Annotated in this window: 22 protein-coding genes and 1 pseudogene; 22 read left to right on the forward strand and 1 reads right to left on the reverse strand. The window is 41.3% G+C overall.

The genetic code is table 11. From position 1 onward, the window contains the following. The 10 genes and pseudogenes from ON01_RS15520 to ON01_RS15565 all read left to right on the forward strand — a co-directional run. A pseudogene (locus ON01_RS15520) lies at positions 1 to 188 on the forward strand (sulfoacetaldehyde acetyltransferase); the annotation flags it as partial. A gap of 328 nt (positions 189 to 516) precedes the next feature. Next, complete coding sequence (locus tag ON01_RS15525; RefSeq protein ID WP_010531918.1) at positions 517 to 2,004, forward strand: APC family permease; 1,488 nt, start codon at positions 517 to 519, stop codon at positions 2,002 to 2,004. A 419-nt stretch (positions 2,005 to 2,423) separates the two neighbouring features. After that, complete coding sequence (locus ON01_RS15530) at positions 2,424 to 3,146, forward strand: GntR family transcriptional regulator (RefSeq protein WP_010531919.1); 723 nt, start codon at positions 2,424 to 2,426, stop codon at positions 3,144 to 3,146. Between the two features lie 282 nt (positions 3,147 to 3,428). Beyond that, positions 3,429 to 3,752, forward strand: coding sequence for a (2Fe-2S)-binding protein (locus ON01_RS15535; protein ID WP_010531920.1), 324 nt, complete (start codon positions 3,429 to 3,431; stop codon positions 3,750 to 3,752). Beyond that, positions 3,742 to 4,854 (forward strand): NAD(P)/FAD-dependent oxidoreductase, encoded by a 1,113-nt coding sequence (locus ON01_RS15540; protein ID WP_010531921.1) that lies wholly within the window; start codon positions 3,742 to 3,744, stop codon positions 4,852 to 4,854. Before ON01_RS15535 ends, ON01_RS15540 begins: the two co-directional genes overlap by 11 nt. Continuing rightward, on the forward strand, positions 4,847 to 5,182 hold the full coding sequence (locus tag ON01_RS15545) for a (2Fe-2S)-binding protein (protein ID WP_010531922.1): 336 nt from the start codon (positions 4,847 to 4,849) through the stop codon (positions 5,180 to 5,182). The genes ON01_RS15540 and ON01_RS15545 overlap by 8 nt, the downstream gene beginning before the upstream one ends. Beyond that, positions 5,166 to 6,257 (forward strand): NAD(P)/FAD-dependent oxidoreductase, encoded by a 1,092-nt coding sequence (locus tag ON01_RS15550; protein WP_010531923.1) that lies wholly within the window; start codon positions 5,166 to 5,168, stop codon positions 6,255 to 6,257. The genes ON01_RS15545 and ON01_RS15550 overlap by 17 nt, the downstream gene beginning before the upstream one ends. Positions 6,258 to 6,411: 154 nt before the next feature. Beyond that, a complete protein-coding gene (locus tag ON01_RS15555) occupies positions 6,412 to 7,839 on the forward strand; it encodes a sodium:solute symporter family protein (protein ID WP_010531924.1) in 1,428 nt (475 codons plus the stop codon). A 50-nt stretch (positions 7,840 to 7,889) separates the two neighbouring features. Beyond that, positions 7,890 to 9,020: an N-methyl-L-tryptophan oxidase gene (solA, locus tag ON01_RS15560; RefSeq protein WP_010531925.1), complete on the forward strand. Its 1,131-nt coding sequence runs from the start codon at positions 7,890 to 7,892 to the stop codon at positions 9,018 to 9,020. Between the two features lie 414 nt (positions 9,021 to 9,434). Then, the gene (locus ON01_RS15565; RefSeq protein WP_010531926.1) at positions 9,435 to 10,418 is read left to right on the forward strand and encodes a P1 family peptidase; all 984 of its coding nucleotides are present in this window, start codon (positions 9,435 to 9,437) and stop codon (positions 10,416 to 10,418) included. Between the two features lie 290 nt (positions 10,419 to 10,708). On the opposite strand, the gene ON01_RS15570 is transcribed toward ON01_RS15565, so the two are convergent. Further along, positions 10,709 to 11,407: a FadR/GntR family transcriptional regulator gene (locus tag ON01_RS15570; RefSeq protein WP_010531927.1), complete on the reverse strand. Its 699-nt coding sequence runs from the start codon at positions 11,405 to 11,407 to the stop codon at positions 10,709 to 10,711. Between the two features lie 251 nt (positions 11,408 to 11,658). Here ON01_RS15570 and ON01_RS15575 point away from each other — a divergent pair, with 251 nt between their 5' ends. From ON01_RS15575 to ON01_RS15630, 12 genes are all read left to right on the forward strand, one after another. Beyond that, complete coding sequence (locus tag ON01_RS15575) at positions 11,659 to 11,955, forward strand: YhdT family protein (RefSeq protein ID WP_010531928.1); 297 nt, start codon at positions 11,659 to 11,661, stop codon at positions 11,953 to 11,955. Beyond that, positions 11,952 to 13,421 (forward strand): sodium/pantothenate symporter, encoded by a 1,470-nt coding sequence (gene panF, locus ON01_RS15580; RefSeq protein ID WP_010531929.1) that lies wholly within the window; start codon positions 11,952 to 11,954, stop codon positions 13,419 to 13,421. Before ON01_RS15575 ends, panF begins: the two co-directional genes overlap by 4 nt. A gap of 13 nt (positions 13,422 to 13,434) precedes the next feature. Next, positions 13,435 to 14,670, forward strand: coding sequence for a M20 family metallopeptidase (locus ON01_RS15585; RefSeq protein WP_010531930.1), 1,236 nt, complete (start codon positions 13,435 to 13,437; stop codon positions 14,668 to 14,670). Then, positions 14,648 to 15,739, forward strand: coding sequence for an isocitrate/isopropylmalate dehydrogenase family protein (locus tag ON01_RS15590; protein ID WP_138919810.1), 1,092 nt, complete (start codon positions 14,648 to 14,650; stop codon positions 15,737 to 15,739). Before ON01_RS15585 ends, ON01_RS15590 begins: the two co-directional genes overlap by 23 nt. Next, complete coding sequence (locus tag ON01_RS15595; protein ID WP_010531932.1) at positions 15,736 to 16,485, forward strand: SDR family NAD(P)-dependent oxidoreductase; 750 nt, start codon at positions 15,736 to 15,738, stop codon at positions 16,483 to 16,485. The genes ON01_RS15590 and ON01_RS15595 overlap by 4 nt, the downstream gene beginning before the upstream one ends. Positions 16,486 to 16,516: 31 nt before the next feature. Then, positions 16,517 to 17,959 carry an aldehyde dehydrogenase family protein gene (locus ON01_RS15600; protein ID WP_010531933.1) on the forward strand — a complete coding sequence of 481 codons (1,443 nt, stop codon included), beginning with the start codon at positions 16,517 to 16,519 and terminating at the stop codon, positions 17,957 to 17,959. Between the two features lie 470 nt (positions 17,960 to 18,429). Continuing rightward, positions 18,430 to 19,857, forward strand: coding sequence for a dihydropyrimidinase (hydA, locus tag ON01_RS15605; RefSeq protein WP_010531934.1), 1,428 nt, complete (start codon positions 18,430 to 18,432; stop codon positions 19,855 to 19,857). Positions 19,858 to 19,955: 98 nt separating this feature from the next. After that, positions 19,956 to 21,329: an NAD(P)-dependent oxidoreductase gene (locus tag ON01_RS15610; protein WP_010531935.1), complete on the forward strand. Its 1,374-nt coding sequence runs from the start codon at positions 19,956 to 19,958 to the stop codon at positions 21,327 to 21,329. Positions 21,330 to 21,359: 30 nt separating this feature from the next. Beyond that, positions 21,360 to 22,628, forward strand: a complete 1,269-nt coding sequence (gene preA, locus ON01_RS15615; protein WP_010531936.1) for an NAD-dependent dihydropyrimidine dehydrogenase subunit PreA — start codon at positions 21,360 to 21,362, stop codon at positions 22,626 to 22,628. Between the two features lie 142 nt (positions 22,629 to 22,770). Further along, a complete protein-coding gene (locus tag ON01_RS15620) occupies positions 22,771 to 24,243 on the forward strand; it encodes an NCS1 family transporter (RefSeq protein WP_010531937.1) in 1,473 nt (490 codons plus the stop codon). A 19-nt stretch (positions 24,244 to 24,262) separates the two neighbouring features. After that, positions 24,263 to 24,484, forward strand: coding sequence for a hypothetical protein (locus tag ON01_RS15625; protein WP_010531938.1), 222 nt, complete (start codon positions 24,263 to 24,265; stop codon positions 24,482 to 24,484). A 34-nt stretch (positions 24,485 to 24,518) separates the two neighbouring features. Beyond that, positions 24,519 to 25,754, forward strand: a complete 1,236-nt coding sequence (locus ON01_RS15630) for a Zn-dependent hydrolase (RefSeq protein WP_010531939.1) — start codon at positions 24,519 to 24,521, stop codon at positions 25,752 to 25,754. Positions 25,755 to 26,150: the final 396 nt, after the last annotated feature.

Here is a 26,150-nt window from a genome sequence, read left to right on the forward strand (position 1 = left end):
CCATCGATAAACCGGAAGACATTGGTCCGGCAATTGAAGACGTTCTAAAACAGCGCAAGCCTGCCGTTTTGAACATTTATGTTGATGGCACACAGCTGGCGCCGCCGTTCCGTAAAGATGCTTTGAAGATGCCGACTCGTCATTTGGATAAGTATAAGCATCTTGATTATAGTGAGTGGGGTCAATAGAATTGTATGGAAGCTCTCTGCTCGGGTGTCCGGGCAGGGAGTTTTTTTAATCTGAGAATCTCAGTCTGGCTAAGATAGATATTAAAGTTATTAATAAACATTATTCTGATTTTTGATTATATAAAATTCTCATAATTAATTGTTAAATTGTTTGGTTCCAGTTACCATGTAAGAAAGCAATATTGACATTACTGATAATGTAAGCGTTGACATTGGGGGTGAAAGGTTAAATGGAAAACAACAGATGTTGACTATTCTATTAGGATTCATCCAGGAAGTACGTTAATCATAATATTTCCGAGTTATACTTATAGGAGGCTTACTGAATATGAAACAACGACAACAGCTGGAAAAAACGCTGAAGCCACATTGGGTTTGGGCAATCGCCCTTGGTTCGGCTATTGGGTGGGGTGCGTTCGTTCAGCCTTCAGTCTGGATGAGTGGTTCTGGACCATTGGGAGCGATTATCGGGTTCGGGATTGGTGCTGCACTGATGATGGTCATTGCGGTCAGCTATGGTTTTCTGATTGAAAAATACCCGGTTTCTGGTGGTGAGTTTGCTTACGCCTTCCTAGGGTTCAATCGTAACCATGCTTATGTGGCCGGTTGGTTTTTGGTTTTAGGTTATATGTGTATTGTAGCATTGAATGCATCAGCGTTAGCGCTAATGGTCAGATATGTTTTTCCCTCGGTGGCGGAACAAGGATTTATGTATAGTCTGGCAGGATGGGATGTTTACTTTGTGGAAGTGTTGATTGCCAGTGCTGCTTTAATTTTGTTTGCCTATATGAATATACGCGGGGCGACATTATCGGGAAGATTACAATTTATATTCGTGATTTTTATGATCTGTGGAGTTTTATTTATGGGAGCAGGCGCCATTCTAAGTCCTGTTACCTCTTTTGAGAATCTGCAGCCGGTTTTTAATCCGGAAGTATCTGCTATTTCAAGTATTATTCTTATTGTTGCAATAGCACCATGGGCATTCGTTGGATTTGATAACATTCCCCAGGCGGCAGAGGAATTTAATTTCTCACCAAAAAAAGCGTTTATGCTGATTATTTTTTCACTGATATGTGCGGGGATACTGTACATGGTTATGATTACTGCAACCGCGCTGTACATGCCATGGCAGCAGCTGACCAGTTCACAGCCGCAATGGGGAACAGGCGATGCTATGTCCGGCTTGTTCGGAAACATCGGCATATTAATATTGGCACTCGCTTTATCGATGGGTGTATTCACCGGATTAAATGGTTTTTTTGTATCGAGCAGCCGGCTGTTATTTGCAATGGCGCGTGCCCAAATCATACCACAGGTTTTTACAAAGCTGCATCCGAAATATAATACACCTTATGCAGGCATTATCTTCACTTGTGTGGTTTGTTTAATTTCACCGTGGTTTGGAAGGCAAGTACTGACATGGATTGTTGATATGTCATCAGTTGGGGTAACAATCGCTTATATTTATACCTGTGTTGTTGCGTTTAAGTTGTTTAAATGGTCGGATAAGTCACTGGCCATTCATAAGAACAAACATATGCCTTCCGTAACAGCTCCTTTCAAGAAAAGCTTAAGTATAGCCGGTGCGCTGATTGGATTTGTGTTTTTATGCTTATTGCTGATTCCAAACTCACCTGCATTTATGGGAGCAGCTTCTTTAATAGCTTTATTAATTTGGATTGGCTTGGGTATTACATTTTATCTCGTTAAAGGACCAGAATTCAGAAAAATACCGAGAGAACGGCTTGAATATCTTATTCTTGGAAAAGAGCCGGGAGATGATATAGAGAATAGTGATGAAATTCCTGGTTGAAAAGCAAGGTACGCTTCATAGGGCTTATTTAGTGCTTTATTAAAGCTTTAAATCTATTAAAAAGCATATCGAATTATAGATGAAGAATGTGAAGTCAACAACTGTTGCTGGCAGGTTAATTAAAAGGGCCTTCTATGCGGATCAAGTGATCATGCCGTGGGCCCCCTGCTAATCAACACCGAAACTTCCAATCCAGTCTGTTCGAAGGATCTTGGGATGGTAACTCATGTAGAACGGTATGAACCAACAGAGTAAATCTACTTCACTAAAAATGTAAAAGTTTAGCTGATTATTCGAAAAAGTCCATAATTTTTTTGGAATTATATTGACTTCAGCCAGCAAACACCCTATAATTTCAAGAAATTACAGATAATTTGAATTTTAATTAATAACAATTGAATTAACAAAAGGAGAAGAAGATGAAAATTGACAAAAGCTTAACGACACCCTTGTATAATCAGATTAAGGCATATTTACAGGAAAAAATTGATTCGGGTAAATGGGAGGCAGGCTATCGATTAGCTGCGGAGAGAGAATTAGCTGAGCAATTCAATGTTAGTACCATTACCATAAAAAGAGCGATACATGAGCTTGTCCATGATGGCTATTTACATCGGCAAAGTGGCAAAGGGACGTTTGTCATTAAAAAAGAAGAGCAGGATATTTCAAAAATGGTATCACTCCATAATGAAAGGGAAGAATCAGCTAAACATCCTCACAAATTACTGAGCTTTAAAAAAGTAAGCGCGGGGTCCAAGCTTGCTAAGCATCTCGATATAAAACCTTCAGATCAGGTTTATAAAATCATCCGTTTAAAAATTGAAGATGGCAGCCCTGCAGTCATCGAATATTCGTTTGTACCGAGCATTACTTTTCCTGAATTATCGGTTGAGGATATTGATGATAACCTGCTTTATAATATTTTTACTAAGAAGTATGGAGTCGAACTGGACAAAGCAAAAATCTATTTTTCAACCGCATTGGCTTACGAGTACGAAAAAGAATTGTTGAACGTTCCAAAAGGTGAGCAGTTATTTGTACTCGAACGTTATACCAATTCCAAACAGCAAGATATCATTGAGTATTCAAAATTTATATTAAAAGAAAACCAGGCAAAGTATTATCTCGAAGTACAGCTTTAACATTATGAAGAAGTCTTAGCTAAATAATAAAGTTAATATTATAATCTTATAACATTATAATATTGAGAAAATGATGCTTATTTGTCAGACGTGATGATGTTAAACCAGGGGATGTCCATCTCAACGGGCAGTCTGGCGGAGCGAAAGTCGCTTGCGAAGGCGACACCGTATACTGTGAAGAGGGATCGATTCCTTGGCAAATCGATTAGTAGCAAATGAGCGGGACATACCATCGTTATTTCAAAAAAGTTATAACATTATATTTTATGAAGGGGCGATTCGATGCACATAACCCATCATCCAGTTTTAAAAAAGGATGAAAGGAAGGAAATAAAGTTCTTTTTTAACGATGAACCTTTAAAAGCAAAAGTTGGGCAGTCGATTGCAGCGGCTTTGATGGCCAATGGAATTAAAAAGTTCGGGGTAAGCCGGAAATTGCATCAATCCAGAGGGCTGTTCTGTGCTAGTGGAAGATGTTACAGCTGCTTTTTGACGGTCGATGGACTTGATCATGTTCTTAGCTGTTCCACGCTTGTGGAAGAAGGAATGGAAGTCTATTCGAATCTATCGGATCCAGACGTCAGGAGGGGAAAGAATGAGAACTGATTTATTAATCGTTGGCGGTGGACCTGCCGGATTGAATGCTGCCTATAAAGCTGCATCGTACGGGTTGAAAACAATCATTGTCGACAAGTGGTTTTCACTTGGCGGGCAATTGAGGCAGCAAACGCAATCTTATGATCATTTGCCACAACATTTTGCCAAGCTAAGAGGCTACAAGCTTGCAGATTTTTTAATAGACCGATTGAAACCGTTGGATGTCACCATATTGGAAAAGCATACGTTGATTGGTGCTTATAGTGATGGGAGTGTGGGTGTCACGAATGAAAAGGATATCCTCCCAATTGATGCTAAAAACGTTTTAATCACAACAGGGGCTATGGAAGAGCCTGATATATTTCCGGGATGGACTTTACCAGGGGTTATGACAGCTGGCGCCGCACAAATATTAATCAATCGTGAGCGTGTACTGCCCGGGAAACAGGCGCTTATTTTAGGATCCAATGAATTTGCATTAGAGGTTGCCGCTCAATTACATGATTGCGGTATTGCGATTAAAGGGATTGTCGAAAACAGAAGTGAATTGCTTTGCCAAAATGAAAAACTCATTGCAAGGATAAGCAATGCAGAGATCCCAATCGTATTAAATGGTGTAATAGAAAGTGCAATAGGTAAGGGCAAAGTGGAAGAGGCTTATGTTAATCATAATGGCAATAACGCCCTTTATGATGTTGATTTGATTTGTGTTGCGAAAGGTATAACCCCCATTCTTGAGCCCTTTGAAGTCATGAACTGTGATCTAATTTATCGGGAACGGCTAGGAGGGTGGCTACCCGAATATTACGGTAATTTTGAGACGACAAACCCTTCAATTTATGTTGCGGGCAATGCAGCTGGTATCACAAATATGGGTGGTATATTACTCACTGGGGAGATTGCAGCAATAAGTGCAGTGGAATCATTAAATGCTGCAAGTACTGTACAAATTAAAGAGGAAAAAGAATACTTATGGAACGAGCTTTACCGTATAGAATACAATTCCGTATTGGAAGCCCGTCTAGATGTTATCAATGAGCTTCATAATGAAAAGGATGCTCAATTGCCACCCTTAGTAGATTCTTTAAATGGGAGGTTAATCAATGGATAAGTCAACAATTGTTTGTCGTTGCGAAGAAATTAATATAGATGAGATCGAATCAGCCATTAATATGGGAGCTCATACGTTTAATGATATTAAACGACTGACCAGATGTGGTATGGGTCCTTGTCAGGCCAAGTTTTGTATGAATCTTGTACGTAAAATTATCAGTGAGAAGACTGGCCAGTCATTAAAGGACATCAAGCCTCCCCGGATGCGTGTACCTTTAGGCGTTACCCGAATGAGTGCTTTGGCCAGCAATAAGGCATCATCCGTCGCATCAGTTTTTGGGGAATCAGCAGAGGAAGGTGAAACTGATCATGAAGAAGAGCTATGATGTGATTGTAATTGGAAGCGGAGTAGTGGGAAGTAGTATTGCCTATCACCTTTCGGAAAGTAAAAGCAAGGAAATACTGACAATTGATAAGGACTTCCCATTATCAGGCACTTCTGGATCGACGCAGGCATGGGTGTGGGTCCATAATAAAACGCCAGCTTGGTATGGTGAATTAAACATGTACAGTGCGGAGCTTTATCCTTTTTTAGAAAGAAAAATAGGTGATGTTGAATATAAACGAACGGGTGGCATTGCGCCGTTCTTTTCCGAATCCGACAGGGAGAATGCGTTAAGACTTGCTGAAAAGCAGGCAGAAGTCGGTATCAAAGTCGAAGTCTTAAGCCGGGATGAAGTACTTGAAAAAGAGCCGGCACTTTCGCACAACATTGCTGGGGCAACGTATAGCAACATAGACGGCAATGTTAACCCTTTTCGCCTGATTGAATTATATGTCAGAGCAGCCCGAAAAAACGGGGCAGAATTCTCTTTTTATAATCAGGTTATTGATATCTCTAAAGAGAATGGGATGTTTAAAGTAACCACCCAGGATGGCGAGTATTTTTCAAATCAGCTGGTTTTGGCTGGCGGGCCATGGTCTAAAAGCATGGGTAAGCTTTTAGGGGTAGACGTACCGATTAAACAAGTACGCGGACAAATTATTGTAACGGAACCTTTGAGCCCTTTGTTGACACATACAATTGGCGGTATGCGTCAGGCAGACAATGGTGAGGTTTTGGTTGGATATTCTAAGGAAGAAGTCGGGTATGATCGCCGATCGACGCTGGATATTATTCAGGATACAGCCAGGATGGCGATTGATTTTGTCCCCGCTTTGGAAAAGGCAAACGTTGTGAGGTGCTTCTCGGGGATCCGCGTGATGCCAGAAGACGGATTTCCAATCTTAGGGGAAATTCCGGGTATTGAAAATGGCTATATCGCTGCTATGCATAGTGGCATTACGTTATCCCCGTTAGTTGGGACATTAATGACTGAATTATTGGTGGATGGTGAAACCTCTATTGATTTGGAAAGATACAGTTTAAAACGCTTTAATACCATTCAGTCAATAGGGTAGCTATATAACATTTTCAGTAATAAAGGATGTGATTGATGGTATAAACGTCATTTTCCTGTGAGTTGGTGGTTCGTTTTCTCAATTCCAACTATCAGCATAGAATTGACGCAAAAGCGGGGTTGAGGTGAAAAAATTTAAAAATTGGAGGGGTAGAATGGATCCTACGTTAACAATTGTTATTTGTTCAATTATTGTATTATCAGCCGCTTCTGCGTTTGCCTTCTGGGTGGGCAGAAGACGAAATGACAGTGAAAACTGGATAGTTGGCGGTCGTTCTTTGCCGGTATATGTTGTGGCAGGAAGTCAGTTTGCAACTGGCATGGGTGGCGGAGTCCTGGTGGCTCATATCGGAATTGGTTATAGTGCGGGCTGGTCCGCCATCACGTATAACTTACTTTATTCGACTGGTATTGTGATGTTGGTTTTGTTAGCGGGATGGCTTAAAAAGCAAAAATTCTCAACGATGCCAGATATCTTTAGGAAATTGTATGGTGAGCACAAAATATTAATCAGTACGGTAACCATTATGGCGATTGTCGTGCCTTTTGGCTGGTTATGTACCCAGTTAGTGGCTTTTGGGAACCTTTTTTCTGAGATTTCCGGCATCCCATTTGCAGTACTGCTTATAGTATTTGCTGTCGTAAGCTTATTCTTTGTTCTGCCCGGAGGCTTAACTTCAGTTGCCTGGACCGATTTTTTGTTTGGTTGTATGATGCTGATTATGTCTATAGTTAGCGGATTTTATGCTTTAAATCTTAGTGGAGGATGGGGCGAAATCACAAGGAAAGTGCCCGAATCCATGACGGGTTTCCCTGAAGGTTTGGGAGCTGTAGGTGGTCTTACAATACTGCTATGGGTATTATCGATTTTCCCGGGTGCATTGACCAATCAAATGTCCTACCAACGCATATATGCTGCCAAAAGTGCCAGTATTGCCAAAAGAGGTTTTATCATCGCAGCTGTCGTAGGGGTTATTAGTGGTATTTGGGCTTCATTTATGGGGATATCCATATTCTCCATGAATCCTGGGCTGGAAAATGAAGAATTAGCCTCAGGCTGGTTTTTAACTCAAATACCAATCTGGTTTTTAGGGCTCTATTCGGCATTTATCATTGCAACTATCATGTCAACGGTAAGTAGTGCGATTCAATCAGTGGTTGTTAATATTACCAAGGATATTTATCAATCGTATATTAATCCAGACGTATCAGATGGAAAGTTATTAAGACTTTCAAGAATGATGTCAGTGGTTGTTGTAACACTTGCTGTTTTATTAGCTCTGGTCTATCCGAGAGCCTTGGATTGGTTAGTTGCCACATATGCCTATTCCGCATCCGGATTATTGGTACCGATTTTTGCTGGTTTTCTTCTGAGAAAATCAAAGAAACTTACTAACAAAGGTGCAATCGGAAGTATTGTTCTAGGTATTGCGAGTGCTGCCATAGCTCAAATAATCGATACGGCGATTCCGTATGCAGCCTTTGGCATATTAGGGTCGCTCATTGGTTTTGTGTTATTTAACTTTGTGTTTAATAATCAAAGCGGTGTAGGTGGCTCCGGAGAGGGAGAAGTAGGCGCATAATTTTCGGAATATATCAAATGTTTATAAAACGATATTGTGAGGTGGAATATATGAATGCTGATGTGGCAGTTATAGGTGTTGGTACGATGGGAAGCATGGCAACGTGGCAGTTAGCAAAAAGAGGTATATCTGTTTTGGGTTTTGAACAATATGGAATCGGTAACGATAGAACCGCTGCTGGAGGGGAATCACGCTTATTTCGAACAGCCTACATGGAGGGAAAGGAATATGTACCGTTGTTGCTTGAAGCTAGAAAACTTTGGGAACAGCTCGAGTATGAAACAAATAGAAAACTTTTAACACTGAATGGTGGTCTCACAATAGGGGATCCAAATACTGATGTTATGAAAAGCTTATTAAACAGTATAGATGAATTTGAATTGGACCATGAAATACTTCAGGGAAAAGAAGCATCGGAACGTTTTCCGCAACATCGGCTGTTTCCTGAAGATATTATGGTTTTAGATAAAAATGCAGGATTTCTGCGACCTGAATTAGCAGTAGTTTCAGCTGTCGAGAAAGCGGAATCTCTGGGAGCAAAAATTAAACGTTATACAACAGTAGAAGGTATTTATCCTGACAAAAATGGAGTTAAAATTATTGCAAACGGTTTAGCGTATCAAGTGGGCAAGGTTTTAATAACAACGGGTGCCTGGACTGGGAAATTATTACCGCAATTAAGGAAGCAATTAATTGCCAGACGTCTAGTGCTTACATGGTTTGCTCCAAAGAATGTCGAAGAATTTGAGCCTGATAAGTTTCCAATCTTTGCTCGCATGCGAAAGGGTTACCGGCTGACAGGGACACCTACCCTTGATGGAACAATGGTAAAGGCGTCAAATACCAAAAATCCAGAAGCAGTTTTAAAACCTGATAATCTTAACCGTGATGTGAGCAGTGAGGAACTTATAGAGGTTGGCGAGGCAGTAGAACAGCTTCTCCCGGGGCTAGTGCCGAATCCGGTTCGAGCCAGCGTTTATATGGATGCCTATACGGAAGATGACCATTCCATGGTAGGTCGATTACCTGAAATGGATAACACATTTCTCATAAGCGGTTTTTCTGGCCATGGTTTTAAAATGTCTCCTGTAATCGGAAAAGTTGCAGCAGATCTTATTGTGGAAGGGGAGACTAGGCATTCGATTGGACATCTTGATCCGCATAGATATGCGAAAGCTTAGAACAGAAACGCTATGATGATAGACTTAATCAGCTATAAATGTTTTTAATGGGGTAATACGTTATCCCTCCCTTGTGGCTGACTCTAGTATCCTTTGAACTTGAGACGGTTAAAGCCGGCGTAGAGATGTGGCAGGTTGAACTTCGATATATGCTTTGTTGACAGAGATGATAAAACCACTTTCCATTAACGTATGGAAAGTGGTTTTTTACGTGTGTCTGTGAATGACCAAGGAGGGATGCACATTCGGGAGCTATATGTCATTATAGTCGCCCGCTGTCTGCTGTTCAGTCCGGTGATACGCCGCCTCCTTCTAGCTAATAAATCCTAATCATAAACTTTTTTATAGAGCATACTCCTTTAAATGTTAGTCACATTTTTTCATTGACTATAAATTAAATAATGGAGGGATTTTTTGTTACAAAGGAAGCTTACTGATATTGAAGGCATAAAAGTGGGACATGAACAAGATTATAATGGAGCTACGGGCAGTACTGTTATTTTATGTGAAGAGGGAGCAGTAGCTGGCGTCGATGTAGAAGGGGGTTCGCCAGGAACTCGTGAAACAGCGCTTCTCTCTCCTGTAAATAGAGTTGATAAGGCACACGGAATCCTACTGTCCGGAGGAAGCGCTTTTGGGCTAGATGCTGCGGCAGGCATTATGGAATATTTGGAAGACCATAACTCAGGATTTGATGTCGGTGTAACTAAAGTTCCAATCGTACCAGGGGCAATACTGTTCGATTTAGGTTTAGGGGATTACAAAGCAAGGCCGGATAAAAAAATGGGGCTACAAGCGTGTAAAAATGCTGCTGAAGATTATTGTAAAGAAGGTACTATTGGTGCAGGTACGGGAGCAACAGTTGGAAAAGTCTTAGGAATGGAAAGAGCTATGAAAGGTGGTTTAGGTACCTATTGTATTCAAGTGGGGGAATTAATGGTCGGTGCTATGGTTGCTGTGAATTGCTTTGGAGATGTCATTAACCCGCAGACCGGCGAAATCATCGCTGGTGCATTCACGAAAGACGGACACTTTGTAAACACTGAGGAATTTATGATTAAAGAATTTGAAAATCAGCAAATTAAAAATCAGGAAAATACGACGATTGGAGTAGTTGTTTCCAATGCAAAATTCAATAAAGCCGAGGCTAATAAACTTGCCTCCATGGCTCATGATGGCTTTGCGAGAACAATGCGTCCGTCTCATACTATGGTAGATGGGGACACAATTTTTGCACTAGCAACAGGAGAAGTTGAATGTGACCTTGATTTAGTCGGACTCTTAGCTGCAAATGTAATGGGAGAGGCTGTTGTAAGAGCAATAAAGAAGGCAACCTCGTTACATGGGGTGACCAGTTATTCTGATTTAAGCAGGAACAGTTATAATAGATGTTGGTAAAATAGTTTATTATATGGCGTACATTGCGGAGCCTTAAATGCTCAAATTGAATAAGTAACCAACTGCACATAATAATTTTAGTAGTACCCCATGTACTTTTTGTTTTTATATTTGTATTCCGTGACTTTTTGAAGGGTTAGATATCAATAGAGACGGATTCGAAATTCGCCTTAAGGACAACCTCCAATGACTCGTCAGACATTTCCCATCTGAGGCTGTCCTGCGTCTTGTAGTTATTTATTCTGAGAAATTTGATAAGTAGAGAGGGAACAGGGACTATTCCTTCTCTTCTATTCATTCACCATTTCTTCATTATTTTTGATCATGTCTTGAACGATATCACTTGAATTAAATTCAAGGTTTCCCTTTATTAAGTCCAGATAGAATTTATGTGTGGTTAATGTACGTTTAATGTTTTTAGAGTTTTTAAAGTGTATCATTTTTGGCTTTATTATTTCATAAATTGTTTTTCCGATTTCAATAACAAAAGGATTATTAGTTGCTTCCAGTACTGCATAATGGAATTCCAAATCAATTTCGGCAAGTTCTTCAGGACTTAATTCCGGTTTCATTCTTTCAACTTGTGATTGATAGACTTTCTCTATGTAACTAATATCTCTGTCTTCCTTGGTGATAATCATATTCATGAGCAGTACCTCGAAATGTTGCCTGAATTTAATCAATTCTTCCATGTTATTTCTGTGCATTATCAAACTGAAGATCAAAGGATTTAAGGTGAAATGCGATAAGTTATTTGTTATAAACATCCCCTCACCTCGTTTTATTTGTATAACACCAATAGCTTCTAATATCTTTATTGCTTCTCTAACGGGTGTTCTACTGACTCCTATTTGTTCCATTAATTCTTTTTCTGTAGGTAATTTATCACCGGGTTTTAATTTTCCATTGAGAAGGTTATCTTTAATCATATTTACAATTTCAGATGAAATAGTGCGGCTTAAATTAATATTTCCAATTGATAATTCCATAACACCAACCCCTCGAGTTTTTATTTAATTTTCTGTAATCTATTGTTTACAAAGCATTCAGAATTTGCTAAAGTAAATAAACATAATACTATTACATCATACGTATGATGTAATACATTCTAAATTCAATATACTATGAATTATTGAAATTTGCAAATTTTATAGGTAACTAGGTATGTTTAATTCACTAAATTTTATGTAAGCGTTAACGCGGTTCGTATGAAATAACCTATATAAGGAAGGTGAGAAACATGAAGGACAACCATTTTAATGATTATTGGCGGTTGAAGGTAGCAAACCGTGAAGCTGTAGTAGGCTGTGTTCTTGCTGCCATCAATATTCTATGGTGGTTCGGTTTTGCTTATGGTTTGGGTTCTAAGCCTCCTGAAGAATACACATATGTATTAGGTTTCCCGGCTTGGTTCTTCTGGAGTTGTATAGTCGGATACCTTGTTATGGTGGCCTTAGTATTCATTGTTGTTAAATTTGTATTGAAAGAGGTTCCATTAGACGATGAAGTCGATGATGAAGAGGAGGAGTCGGCATGAATTGGGGCGTTGTTACACCATTATTAATATTTCTCTTAATCATTTTTATGATAGGGATCTGGTCCAACCGGAAGATGAATTCATCAAAATCCTTCCTGGGTGACTATTTTTTAGGAAGCCGTGAATTCGGCGGGATGGTTCTTGCTATGACAATGGTTGCTACATACGGCAGTGCATCAAGTTTTCTGGGTGGTCCTGGAGCTGCGTACTCAATTGGTTTCGGCTGGGTACTCTTGGCAATGACCCAGGTGGCTACTGGCTATTTTGTACTGCTTGTTCTCGGCAAGAAGTTTGCAATTGTGACACGACGCTATAATGCAGTTACCCTTATTGATTTTTTGAAGGAAAGATATAAAAGTACGCCTGTCGTTTTATTGTCGGCACTAAGTATCATTATCTTTTTGTTCTCCGCAATGGCTGCACAGTGGGTTGGCGGTGCATACTTAATTCAATCGTTAACTGGCTTGTCATATACAGCAGCCCTGTTTATCTTTACGCTGTCCGTTTTAATCTATGTCACCATTGGCGGTTTCAGGGCTGTTGCGATTACTGATACAGTACAGGGGATTGTGATGTTTTTGGGAACATTCGTGCTGTTGATCGCCGTTATTATGGCGGGTGGCGGTTTGTCCAATATCTTCTCTGAATTGGTTGCCGAAAATCCTAATTTTGTCACACCATATGGCCAGGACGGGCAGCTGTCGGCCGCTTACATTTCGTCTTACTGGATACTTGTTGGCGTCGGCGTCATCGCTTTGCCACAGGTTACAGTCCGGGCAATGTCATACAGAAATGCTAAATCAATGCACCGTGCCATTATGATAGGCACAGTGGTAGTTGGTTTCATTATGCTCAATATGCACTTGATTGGTGTCTTTGCCAGACCCGTACTGCCGGGGATCGAGGTTGCAGATCAGGTCATACCATTAATCGCTTTGGATGTTCTACCTTCATGGCTGGCAGGGATTGTACTGGCAGCACCATTGGCCGCGATGATGTCAACGGTTGACTCGCTATTACTGCTTGTTAGTTCATCCATCGTTAAAGATGTTTATATTAATTATTTTAAACCTGAAGCGTCTTTTAAACACGTCAAAAAGGTCAGTATGGGCGTCACAGCTGTTATCGGAGTTATTGCCTTTCTGTTATCCATCGACCCGCCTGAACTGCTCATATTCTTGAATCTATTTGCGTTTGGCGGATTGGAAGCAGCGTTCATATGGCCGATTGTACTGGGACTATATTGGAAGCGTGCAAATAAATCTGGCGCCATCGCATCGATGATAACTGGTATTGTTTCTTATGTCGGCATCCATTTCTATAATGAAGCCTATGGTGATTTGTTTGGTGTTCACACAGTAACAGTGCCTGTTTTCCTGTCACTGCTAGCCTTTGTTGTATTTAGCCTTATTTTGAGAGAAACGGCATATGAATTCCCTGAATCTAAATTGAATAAAGAAGCATAAGGAGTGGTAATGCATGAATTTGACTAAAACAGACAGACTTAAAAGGGATTACGAGAGGGCTGTCTCACTGACGCAGCAGCTAGTTCAAATACCGAGTGTCTATCGCCCGGAAGAATCGGATGGCAATGAAGAAAAAGTAGCCAAGTTTGTAGCCGATTATTTGCGTGACTTAGGCATTGATGTATATGTTGAAGAAGTTGAACCAGGAAGACCGAACGTTATTGGTGTTATTGATTCCGGCAAACCAGGGAAAACGCTTTTGTTTGAGGGTCATACTGACGTTGTGACAGAAGGCGATCGGGAAAGCTGGCAATATGATCCGTTTGGAGCGGAGATAGTGGACGGTCTGATGTACGGTAGAGGCACAAATGATACGAAGGGTAATTTGGCCTGTATGATTACAGCTGTCCGTTCAATTCTGGAAGATAAAGAAGCATTCAGCGGTAAAATTATCTTGTGTATTCCGGTCGATGAAGAAAGCATGATGATCGGCATCAAACATTTCATCGAGCAGGGCTGGGCGGATGATGTTGACGGTGCAATCATTTGTGAACCGGAAGAAAATCAGATTTGTGTCGCACAGCGCGGGGCACTGAGAATTCAAATCACTGTTAATGGAAAGATGGCTCATGGCGCCATTTCCTGGAGCGGCATCAATCCGAATTGGCGTATGGCTAAAATAATCACTGCGCTTGAAGCATTGGAGAAGGAAGAACAAGAGACACATGGCGAACATCCTTATTTAAAATGGCCAAGCATAACGCCAACGATTGTAAAAGCACCTGTAAAAGGTGATGCACAGATTAATGTCATTCCGGAAAAGGCCATGACAACATTAGATATCAGAACGATCCCTTCTCAGGACCATGATAGATTAATCCAAAAAATTGAAGCTATTTTCAAGAAGTTGGAAAAAGAAGATGAAGATTTTAATGTTACGTATAAGATTATTGAAAACCGCCCTGCCACAGAAACGGATCAGGCAAACCCGGTTGTGGAGGCTGTTCATGATGCAGTGAAGACCACGTTGGATAAAGAACCGGAATATAATGGGGTTCCCGGTGCGACAGACGGCACCTTCCTGCATATTCATGGCGTGTCGATTGTCACAATAGGGGCGGGTGACAGAGAAGTACCGCATCACATTAACGAATATGTCGACATTAATGAACTGGGCGAGACGACGGAAATCTATCGTCAAGCCGCTTTAAACTTTTTAAATGAGGATGGTAAGAACCGTGGTAAGTAAAATTGCGATCATTCCAGGGGATGGAATCGGAAAAGAAGTTATGAAAGAAGCTATTAAAGTATTAAACGTGCTGGAATCTGACTACTATTTAAATGTTGCGTATGATGTATTCGATTGGGGCAGTGATTACTATATCGAGAATAATCGCATGCTGCCGGACAATGGTCTTGAAAAACTGAAAAACTATGATGCTATTTTACTCGGGGCAGTTGGTGATAATCGGGTCCCGGACGATATTCCGGTATGGGAATTAATCATGCCTATTCGAAAAACATTTCAGCAATATGTTAATTTCCGTCCAGTTAAGCAGTTAAAAGGCGTAGAAAGTCCGCTGAGCAGTTCACAAAGCGAGAAGATTGATTTTGTCATTATGCGTGAGAACTCGGAGGGCGAGTATTCTGATTCGGGCGGTTTGATGTTTCAGGGGCAGGACAAGGAGATGGCGATTCAAAATTCAATCTTCACGAAGCAGGGGATAAAAAATATTGCTGAGTTCGCCTTTGACTATGCCCGTAGACATGATTACAGAAAGGTGACCAGCGCGACAAAATCCAATGCGATTACTCATACGATGAAGTTTTGGGATAAAGAAGTCGGGGAAATAGCTGAATCTCATAGCGATATAGAATATGAAAAAGTTTATGTTGATGCGTTAGCGGCAAAGTTTGTGCAACAGCCCGAGGAATTCCAAGTGGTATTGGCTTCAAATTTATTCGGAGATATTTTGTCAGACCTAGGTTCCTCAGTGGCAGGGGGACTCGGAATTTCCCCTTCTGCAAACATCAATCCGAGTGGCGAATTTCCGTCGATGTTTGAACCTGTTCATGGCTCAGCCCCTGATATAGCTGGAAAAGGATTAGCGAATCCAATTGCCCAAGTGTGGTCGCTTGCACTGCTGCTCGAACATATTGGAAGGAAAGATTTACATGATCATATTTTAAAGGCCATTGAAAAACTATTATCCGACAAATCCAAAGTAACAAAGGATATTGGTGGATCAGCCAGCACCGAAGAAACTGGAGATGAATTAATGAAAATTTTACGTGATAACAAGGTGGGAATAACATGACTTTTAAAGATAAAACCATTGTCGTTGCCGGGGCTGGCGGTGGAATGGGAAAAGCAGTCGTTGAAACACTCCTCAAGGAAAACGCAAATGTCGTGGGCTGTGACTTGAATATCGCATCGCTTGAGGAACTCGAGGGCGTTGACCGGTTCCTTGGAATAGAAGGTAATCTGCTTGAGGAAGAAAAAGTGAAATCAGTTTTCAGCAATGCAAAAGAAACATTTGGAGGAATTCACGGGCTTGTCAATGCAGCTGGCATCGCTCAAAGTTCAACACCGATTGAGCAAGTGGACTTGAAAGAATGGTACAAACTTATTGACATTAATTTAACGATGACATTTTTAACCTGTCGAGAAGCTGCCAGTTATATGAAAGAACAAGGTGGCGGTGCGATCGTCAACATCGGCTCTGTTTCAGTGACCAGGCCTAGGCCCGGCCTGCAGTCATATGTTGCTTCAAAAGGAGCAGTTGAATCGTTTACTAAGGCGTTGGCATTAGAGCTGTCAGACAACCAGATTAACGTGAATCTTCTTCACCCCGGTCCAAGTGATACAAACATGCTTGGTCAATTTGCTCAGAAGGGTGCAGACATTGAGAAAATGAAAGACACGGTATTCAAGGACAGCGTGCCGATGGGAAGACTTTTGGAGCCTCAGGATATCGCAAATTCAGTTAAATTTTTATTATCTGATGAGGCCAGCATGGTAACCGGAAGTGTATTTCACGTTGATGGCGGCAGAAACATTTGACAGCAGTTAAGTAACTTGAGGTGGTGGTTTGATGGAAGCATTAAACATGTATATCAACGGCAAATGGGAAGACAGTCACGACAAAGAAACCATAAATGTCAATAATCCGTCCACGGGAGAGGTCATGACAACGATTCCTCGTGGCAAGAATGATGATGTTGATAAAGCGGTAAGAGCTGCTAAAGATTCATTCGTCAGTGAAGAATGGCGACGCGTCAAACCGTTTGAGCGAGGGAGAATCCTGTGCGAGGTAGTGGCGCAGCTTAAAGAAAATCGGGATGAGCTGGCAAGGCTGGAAACAATGGACGTCGGCAAACCCTTAACACAGGGCTATGCTGATATCGATGCTGCCATAAGATATTTTGAATTTTATGGAGGTGCAGCAGATAAAGTAATGGGCGACACAATCCCGATTGAGGACGGTCTCATCGATTATGTGATCCGTGAACCAATTGGTGTGACAGCCCATATTGTACCATGGAATTATCCCATTCAAATATTATCGCGTAGCGTGGCTGCAGCGATAGCGATGGGCAATACGGTCGTCGTAAAAAGTGCAGAAGATACGCCCCTGACAGCCGCAAAAATAGCGGAATACTTTGATCAGACAGATTTGCCTGAAGGTGTCTTTAATCATGTGACGGGTTACGGGTATGAAGCAGGCGCTGCTTTATCGTCTCATCCGCTGATTAATCATTTAACATTTACAGGCTCGGTTGGAACAGGGACAGCTGTTGCGAATGCTGCCACGTCGAATGTCGTGCCTGTGACACTTGAATTAGGCGGCAAATCGCCTAACATCGTTTTCTCGGATTGTGATGTTGATAAGGCGGTCGAAGGTGTTGTAAAAGCGATTATTCAGAATGCCGGGCAAACATGTTCTGCCGGATCAAGATTATTGATTGAAGAATCGTTTAAGCAAACATTCTTGGATAAGTTGGTTAATAAATTTAAAACATTATCGGTCGGTCCAGCTATAGATGATCACAACCTTGGCCCGATATTAAACCAAAAACAATTTGACCGGATTCTGGAATTTATTTCGTTGGCTGAGCAGGAAGGAACTGTACTGACTGGCGGCAAACGCGTGAAGTATGAACAATACGAGAATGCGTGCTATCTGGAGCCAACCATCATCGATAATCTCTCACTCAACAGCAAGGCTGCACAAGAAGAAATCTTTGGCCCGGTCCTGTCGGTGTTTACTTTTAAGAATGAGCAGGAAGCGATTGACATTGCCAACAGCACTGACTATGGTCTTGTGACAGGCATTTGGACAAAGGACATTAATAAAGCGCATTTATTAATGAGCCGAATCGATTCAGGCCAGGTTTTCATTAATAATTACGGTGCCGGCGGTGGGATACAAATGCCATTCGGCGGTTACAAGAAAAGCGGCTTTGGACGTGAAAAAGGCTGGATAGCTTTATACAATTATACGCAAGTGAAGAATGTGGCGATTAAGTTTGATTAGAATAAGTCGGTCCTGGAAGTCATAAATTGTGATTTCCGGGATATTTTTTAGCAGTTAAGAAAAAGTATAAATATTTTCTTACTGCATAAGGGCAACTAAGGCTTTCGCCATAAAAGCTTGGCGATAAGCCAAGTTTTCTAATGAATTGAAGCAACTTTAGATTTAACAACATGTCTAAAATAATAACAATATTTTTTACAGTATGATAAGTGTAATTTAGTTTTATACCACGTATTATTAATGATATATAATATTCCCAATAATTATAAAAGTTTAACAAAGGAATAACAATCCATTTTGGAGTGATAAGATGATTTCGGAGAAATGAAAGCGTATTCAATGAGGCGAATCTAATAGTGAAATGGGGTGGGTATAAATATGGAAATTAATTTTTAGCTAGCAAGAACGATGAAAATTAAATAATTGTCGTACTTTAGTGTGCCAAATTCACAATTCAGAGGAGGAAACGTATGCGTACATTAATTAGAAACGGGATGATTGTAACAGCTGTTGACGAATTTGTTGGGGATGTACTTATAGATGGCGAGAAAATAATTGCTGTCGGTGAAAATTTAGATTCGATGGCTGACCAAATAGTAGATGCGAAAGGGAAATATGTTCTTCCTGGCGGGGTAGATCAGCATGTCCATTATTCCTTTGAGTTTAAAGGCGAGCGCGTAAGAGGATTTGAAACCTCAAATGCTGCTGTTGCTGGGGGAACCACAACGGTTGTTGAATTTGTGAATCAAGAACAGGGCAAGGGGATGGCAGATACCATTTTTGATATGGATAAGAACGAAGTTGCGCATCAGGCCATGGCAGATTATTCGTACCATGCTGTCGTATGTGACCCAGTGGATACAACATTTGAGGAAATTGCGGATTTGCCTAATAGGGGAATTTCGACTGTAAAATTGTTCATGGCTTATAAGGGAATGCCGTTTCACAGTGATGATGAGGCCCTTTACAAAGCATTAAAGGCAGCAAAGGAAGCCGGCGTCACGGTCATGGTTCATTGTGAGAATGCCGATGTTATCGATCTTCTTCAAAAGAAACTGATCTCCGAAGGTAAGACTGATCCATATTACCATGCAGTATCAAGACCAGCAAGAGTGGAACTGGAGGCGACTCAGCGTGTAATTAATCTTGCAGCTATGGCTGAAGCCCCAGTTTACATTGTTCATGTCACAGCCGAAAATGTGATGAAAGCCATTCGGAACGCCAAAAATGAAGGGCTCCCGGTTTATGGCGAAACATGTGTCCAATATCTGATGCTTGATGAAGATAATTTAGCTGAGCCTAATTTTGAAGGGGCTAAATATGTGATGTCGCCTGCACTCCGTACTAAAACGGACCAGGAGGCCTTGTGGCAAGCAGTTGATAATGGCTGGCTGAACGCTATCAGTACCGACCATTGCGGATTTGACTGGGCCTCACAAAAACATATGGGCGTTGATGACTTTACCAATATCCCAAATGGTGCACCTGGTGTAGAAAATCGCCTAGGCATTCTTTGGACATATGGAGTAAACACTGGAAAGCTCTCCAGACAGCAGTTTGTTGACCTATTTGCAACGACACCTGCAAAGAATATGGGATTAGATCATTGCAAGGGACATATTGGTGTTGGTATGGATGCGGATATTGTTTTATATGACCCTAATGAATCGTCGATTATATCGAATGAGAACAGTCTGCACGGTGTCGACTATAGTACGTTTGAGGGGTATAAACAGGAAGGGAAAGTGGATAAAGTATTCCTTCGCGGCAAACTCATGGTTAATGATGGAGAATTCATTGGTGAAAAAGGTGATGGAAGGTTTATCCACGGAGAACCGTTTGCCCTGTGCTTTGATGATACGAAAGAAACCACAGAGTTGGATAAATCGCGGAGTTAATAACCTGGATAATGTTTTTTCCTATACGCTATTAATTATTCGATACGAAGGAAATGATAATTTAAATTTCTATCATAAAGAAAAGGAGGGGCTTATTATTGGGAAATCTACTACAAAATTTACTGTCGGATGAAGATCTGGCCCAAAATTTTGCGGAGTCGAAGCCAAGTTATAATGCGCAAGAAGCACTTGATGAGGCAAACCGCTGCCTATATTGTTACGATGCACCTTGTATAAAGGCCTGTCCAACTGGGATTGATATCCCTAGTTTTATTAAAAAGATTGCGTCCGGAAATTTAAAAGGCTCGGCAAAAACCATTATGGAAGAGAATCCCATCGGCGCAAGCTGTGCGCGTGTTTGTCCAACAGAGGAATTATGTGAAGGGGCATGTGTCCTTAATGATTCTACTAAGCCGATTATGATTGGTGACTTACAACGCTTTGCAACAGATTGGTCAATTAAGAATGAACAAGTCATGTTTAAAGTTGGAAAGAAGAACGGAAAGCGAATTGCGATTGTTGGCAGTGGTCCAGCAGGTTTATCGGCGGCTCGCGAGCTAGGACGACTGGGTTATGAGGTGACGGTTTTTGAATCTAAGGGTGAAGCCGGTGGATTAGACACCCATGGTATTGTTCCATTTCGGCTTCCAAAGGACATTTCGTTATGGGAGGTGGAACAGGTTGAGAGCTTAGGTGTTGAGATTCGTACAAATGCCGAAGTTGGTAAAGATATTTTTGCAGCGGACCTTGTGAGTGATTATGATTCCGTCATACTTACTGCAGGAATGTCAAAGGTGCCGATGTTAGGTATTGATGGGGAAGATTTAGAAGGCGTTTACGACGCGATTGATTTGGTTGAAGAAACAAAGAATGAAAACTATTCGACTGAATTTATTGGGAAGCGAGCTGCTGTCATTGGGGCAGGAAATACAGCGATCGATGGTGCGACGACATCGGTAAGGCTTGGTGCCGATAATGTTAAAATTCTCTATCGGCGGACAGAAGCGGAAATGTCAGCGTACGATTTTGAATACGAATTTGCCAAACAGGACGGGGTTGAGTTCAGGTGGTTAATTGCACCTAAGCGTTTGATTGGTGACCGTAATGACCATGTAAAACAGATAGAATGTGTTCGCATGGAATTAAAAGAAGCAGGATCTGATGGACGCATGCGACCGGTAGAAATAGAAGGATCCGAATTTTTAATGGATGTGGATATTGTCATCAAGGCGATTGGTCAAACGCGACATCATCAATTAATCGATGAGTTTGGCTTGGAACATCATAATGGTGTTGTAAAGGTAGACAATGAAACATACTTGACTTCCCAACCGAAAGTCTATGCTGCAGGCGATGTGGTCTTTGAAAAAGGTGTTGGCGAAGCAATGGCGGTATCTGCTGCACAGCAGGGAAAAGAGACAGCCTATGCCATACATCAGCAATTTAAAGCTTCGGAATTAGGTAATGTGTAAAAAGGGACTACGAATGATTGGAGGATGAATATGGCTGATATTAGTATCAACTTTGCAGGGATTGAGTCCCCTAACCCCTATTGGCTCGCATCTGCACCACCAACAAATACAGGTTATCAAGTGCAACGTGCATTTGAAGCTGGATGGGGTGGAGCTGTATGGAAAACTCTTTGTGAACCGGTGTTGAATGTTACCTCGCGTTTTGGTGCGCATCACTTTAATGGCCAGCGGGTAGCAGGCTTTAACAACATTGAGTTAGTCTCCGATCGTCCCATTGAGGACAACTTAAAAGAGATCTATGAAACAAAGAAGCGTTTTCCGGATCATCCCATTATTGCTTCATTAATGGTGGAACCACAGCGGGATAAATGGCATGAAATTGTCAAGCGGGTTCAAGATGTAGGGGTAGATGGGTTTGAATTAAATCTAGGTTGTCCGCATGGCATGTCAGAACGAGGAATGGGATCAGCGGTAGGCCAGCATCCAGACTTAGTAGAAAAGTCAACACTGTATGCGAAGGAAGTCGCTGAGGTGCCAGTCATTACTAAACTAACACCGAACATTACAGATATAACCGCCACGGCAAGAGCTGCAGAACGCGGTGGAGCTGATGCCGTAAGTATGATCAATACTATCAATAGTTTAATAGGCGTGGACCTCGATACATGGAACCCAACACCTAATGTGAATGGAAAGGGCGCCCATGGCGGATACTGCGGGCCGGCTGTTAAACCGATTGCCTTAAATATGATTGGAGAATGTGCGCGGCAGCCGGACATTAATATTCCGATTTCGGGAATAGGTGGTATTTCAACTTGGCAGGATACCGTTGAATTTATGCTGATGGGGTCCGGGGGTGTACAGGTATGTACAGCCGCCATGCATCATGGATTCAGTATTATTGATGATTTGACCGAGGGTTTAAGTAATTACTTGGATGATAAAGGGATTGCTTCTGTAAGTGAACTCGTTGGCAAATCAGTTGAAAAATATACTGACTGGAGCAACCTGGATTTAAATCATCGAATGGTTGCCCGTATTAATAATGATATTTGTATTAATTGTAATAAGTGTCATATTGCTTGTGAGGATACAGCCCATCAGTGTATCGATATGCTGATAGATGAAAATGGAAATGATTATTTAGAGGTCAGGGAAGACGAATGTGTCGGATGTAACCTTTGCTCAATCGTTTGTCCGGTTGAGGGGGCAATCGATATGGTAGATTTGGAGCCGACCGAACCGCCAATGTCCTGGAACAATCGAGAGTCCGCTTTAGAAATGCTGAATAATAAATAGTGGCCGGGGAATTTAATAGGGAAGAAAACAGAAAAGGTGGAGGATTTTGTTGAGTTAAGGTCATTAATCGAGGATGAAGCTGTTTGATGGATTGAGAATCAAACAGCTTCATAATCCTTAATAAACTAAAAGGGGACGAACGATGGGAAAGCCCAATAAAAACAACTCGTATCTAAAGTCACCAGATTTACTTCCAATTGGTTATAATCAGCGGAAGATAGGAATCATGGGATTTTTTGCAATGTGGGTTGGGATGGCCATACTTTTAGCAACCTTTGATATTGGAGCTTCTGGAGTACAGAGTATTTCCTTACCCTGGGTAGTACTGGCAACCTTGATAGGTTGTGTTGCTGTTGGTATATTTATTTCCCTGGTTGGAGATATCGGGGTTGAGCATGGATTATCATTTCCAGTCTATATGAGGGCTCCGTTTGGCATAGTTGGTACACATATACCCTCGGTAGCACGAGCAGTAACAGCTTCATTTTGGTTTGGGATAAATACGTATTTTGGTTCTACTGCGATCAATTCAATCATCCATACGATCAACTCGGGGTTTGATAACTGGCTATTATGTTATATCGTGTTTGCCCTTGTACAGCTAATCAATACCGCTTCTGGTATTAAATGGGTAGAACGATTTGCGGACTTTGCCGCTCCAATCATTATTATTCTATCTTTAGTCATCTATCATACCTTGACGACAGATATCGTTGAACAAGGGGGCGATGTCTGGGCTTGGGCAGCGAGTCCGGTTACGGGTGGCGCGGCAGTTACAGCGTTTATGGTTGTGATTTTTGCCAATATGGGCTTTTGGGCAACATTAGGTTGCGATATCCCGACAATATCACGCTTTTTTAAAGCACCCAAATATGAAAGAAATTGGTTTAAACGTAACAGAACGAATTTGATTGGCAGCCTGATCGCTATGCCATTGACGGAAACATTTATGATTATGATTGGTGCTGCAGCCTTTATGGTAGCAGGTAGCTCCAACCCGGTTATTGCCTTGCAGGAGACAGCTTCCGGATGGATGTTGGCTATACTGCTCCTAATGATCGTACTGACTCAGTGGTCTACTAATACTGCGGCAAATATTGTACCAGCTGCAGCTATTTTTTCAAACACGCTAGGACCTAAAGCATCCAATGCAATTGCGGTATTTGTTGTAGGCATTGTTGGGACGATTATTCAGCCTTGGAGTGTCTATGAAATATTGACTCAGGCGCTGTTATTTTTCGGGGCCGTGTTGTCAGCAATAAGCGGGATTCTCGTTGTCGATTATTATGTGTTGCGGAAGCGAAGGGTGAATGTACAGGAACTGTACCAGCATGGGGGACAGTTTAAGTTTCACGGCGGTGTAAATATTGCTGGTTTTATTGCCTGGGTGATTGGCGGAATTGTAGCCATTCTTCTCATGGATTATTCGTTTATCGTAGGTTTTGTTATAGCGGGAGCCATTTACTATGTGCTGGCTAAGTATTGGTACTTCAAAAGATTTCCACAGGCGGAAATAGAAGATCCAAATGACGAGAGATATCTGGGAATTACTGTAGGACGCGATTGGGTGATTGATGAAGATAGTGAAAATAATCAGGATGAAGTGATAGGGTAACGGAAGGAGGAATATATCATTGTCAAACTATGACGATTTTTTATCGGAAAAACTTCAAATTGATGAATTGGTGCAAAATGGATATACCATGACAGGTTCAAGAGGGACACTTGATGGAGATGTGGTTGAATTTCAGAATAAAACAACGTCTGATAAAAAAACAATACTCTTAACCAACCCGGATAGCCGCAAGTATTTTACAACATTGTACATCAAGCAGCAAAAACAAATGGTAGAGTAACCATTAGAGAAAGATTGGATAGGAGGCAATAATAATGGAAAAACAAAAGGTACTTATCAATGGTGAGCGGTTAAAAAATACCGTTGAAGAGTTCGCCGATTTTGGCAGAACCGAAAACAATGGCGTTAACCGTTTAGCATTATCTGAAATGGACCTAAAAGTCAGAAAGCATTTCCAATCCGAGTGTGAAAAGCTGGGGATGATGGTCGTGTGGGATGATATGGCCAATATGTACGCAACATTGTCAGGAACGAATAATGATCAGCCTCCATTAGTTGTCGGGTCGCATTTGGATTCTGTAAAAAAGGGAGGACGTTTTGACGGTGTGCTCGGTGTACTGACGGGACTGGAAGTAGTCCGAACGATTGTTGAAAATGGGATCAAGCCACAAGTACCGATCGTTGTTGCTAATATTACCAATGAAGAAGGTGCACGATTTGAACCCGCAATGATGTCTTCCGGTGTGCTTTCCGGACATTTTGATAAAACGGCCATGCTGCGGTCAACGGATTCGGAAGGTGTTACATTTGGAGAAGCGCTTAAAAACAGTGGTTTTGAAGGAAAAGAAGAGAATCGCTTAAAAGATGCAGCTGCTTTTTTAGAGTTACACATTGAACAGGGGCCTGTATTAGAAAGTGAATCACTGCAGATTGGTGTCGTTGAAGGCGTCGTTGGCATGGTCAACTATGAGATCGAGGTAAACGGTGATTCCGACCATGCAGGTACAACGCCAATGCCAATACGACAAGATGCATTGTTTGCTGCCAATAACTTGATCACTGAAATACGTGAGAAAATGAATAAATTGGATGATAAATTGGTATATACGATAGGCAGAATGAATGTAAGTCCAAACATTCATACCGTCATACCCAATAAAGTTGTGTTTACCTTGGAGGCAAGACATCAAGATGCCAACACTATCAGGCAAGTAGAGGAAATTATTCAAGGGCTCCCGGAATCTTCGGGTAAGGAAAAATGTAACGTGAAAACAACTAAACAATGGGACCGGAATACAGTATGGTTTGATGAGCATATCGTCAATTCACTGGAACAATCGGCTAAAAATATCGGATATTCCTATAAGCGTATGGTAAGTGGTGCTGGACATGATGCACAGTTTATTTCAACCTATAATCCAACTGCCATGATATTTGTACCGAGTGTAAATGGTAAAAGCCATGCGGAAGATGAACTGACACCATGGGAAGACTGTGAAAACGGGGTTAATGTTATGCTGCAAACAGTTTTGGGCCTAGCCACAAAGTAAAGTTTTACATTGTGACTAGATGTCAAATGGTTGAAAGAAATCGATCACTTAAATTTCTTTCAACCATTTGTAAAAGATAACTATGCACTATCTCCAAACTAAGGGGAATTCTGTCCTCCTTTAGTACAGGTACCATACCGGAACCCAAGTGTCTACTCCTTTATTCTACCTTCCTAAATATAATATGCCTTAATAGCAATCTCCAAGGCAATTGCACGGTCGCTTCTTTTGTCGCTATTTCAATATAATAGTACCAGCGTAAATCTACCATTTCCTTGTTTGCTGCCTGTAAAGCAGCAAAAGAAGTGTTGGCAAGCAACGAAGGAAATACTGTAGTTACGGCCAAATCAATTGATATTAACATGTTGTTTAATAATAAGATGATATTCTGAACAA

Origin of the sequence: Lentibacillus jeotgali, from assembly GCF_000224785.1 — a bacterium.
Lineage (GTDB): Bacteria > Bacillota > Bacilli > Bacillales > Amphibacillaceae > Lentibacillus > Lentibacillus jeotgali.

Bases quoted from the DNA above. Each gene is read 5' to 3' on its own strand.
- ON01_RS15600 (WP_010531933.1), top strand. From the start codon at position 16,517: ATGGAAGCATTAAACATGTATATCAACGGCAAATGGGAAGACAGTCAC.
- ON01_RS15550 (WP_010531923.1), top strand. From the start codon at position 5,166: ATGAAGAAGAGCTATGATGTGATTGTAATTGGAAGCGGAGTAGTGGGA.
- ON01_RS15545 (WP_010531922.1), top strand. From the start codon at position 4,847: ATGGATAAGTCAACAATTGTTTGTCGTTGCGAAGAAATTAATATAGAT.
- solA (WP_010531925.1), top strand. From the start codon at position 7,890: ATGAATGCTGATGTGGCAGTTATAGGTGTTGGTACGATGGGAAGCATG.
- ON01_RS15570 (WP_010531927.1), bottom strand. From the start codon at position 11,407: ATGGAATTATCAATTGGAAATATTAATTTAAGCCGCACTATTTCATCT.
- panF (WP_010531929.1), top strand. From the start codon at position 11,952: ATGAATTGGGGCGTTGTTACACCATTATTAATATTTCTCTTAATCATT.
- preA (WP_010531936.1), top strand. From the start codon at position 21,360: ATGGCTGATATTAGTATCAACTTTGCAGGGATTGAGTCCCCTAACCCC.
- ON01_RS15555 (WP_010531924.1), top strand. From the start codon at position 6,412: ATGGATCCTACGTTAACAATTGTTATTTGTTCAATTATTGTATTATCA.
- ON01_RS15575 (WP_010531928.1), top strand. From the start codon at position 11,659: ATGAAGGACAACCATTTTAATGATTATTGGCGGTTGAAGGTAGCAAAC.
- ON01_RS15620 (WP_010531937.1), top strand. From the start codon at position 22,771: ATGGGAAAGCCCAATAAAAACAACTCGTATCTAAAGTCACCAGATTTA.
- ON01_RS15525 (WP_010531918.1), top strand. From the start codon at position 517: ATGAAACAACGACAACAGCTGGAAAAAACGCTGAAGCCACATTGGGTT.
- ON01_RS15585 (WP_010531930.1), top strand. From the start codon at position 13,435: ATGAATTTGACTAAAACAGACAGACTTAAAAGGGATTACGAGAGGGCT.
- ON01_RS15535 (WP_010531920.1), top strand. From the start codon at position 3,429: ATGCACATAACCCATCATCCAGTTTTAAAAAAGGATGAAAGGAAGGAA.
- ON01_RS15590 (WP_138919810.1), top strand. From the start codon at position 14,648: ATGGTAAGAACCGTGGTAAGTAAAATTGCGATCATTCCAGGGGATGGA.
- ON01_RS15530 (WP_010531919.1), top strand. From the start codon at position 2,424: ATGAAAATTGACAAAAGCTTAACGACACCCTTGTATAATCAGATTAAG.
- ON01_RS15540 (WP_010531921.1), top strand. From the start codon at position 3,742: ATGAGAACTGATTTATTAATCGTTGGCGGTGGACCTGCCGGATTGAAT.
- hydA (WP_010531934.1), top strand. From the start codon at position 18,430: ATGCGTACATTAATTAGAAACGGGATGATTGTAACAGCTGTTGACGAA.
- ON01_RS15630 (WP_010531939.1), top strand. From the start codon at position 24,519: ATGGAAAAACAAAAGGTACTTATCAATGGTGAGCGGTTAAAAAATACC.
- ON01_RS15595 (WP_010531932.1), top strand. From the start codon at position 15,736: ATGACTTTTAAAGATAAAACCATTGTCGTTGCCGGGGCTGGCGGTGGA.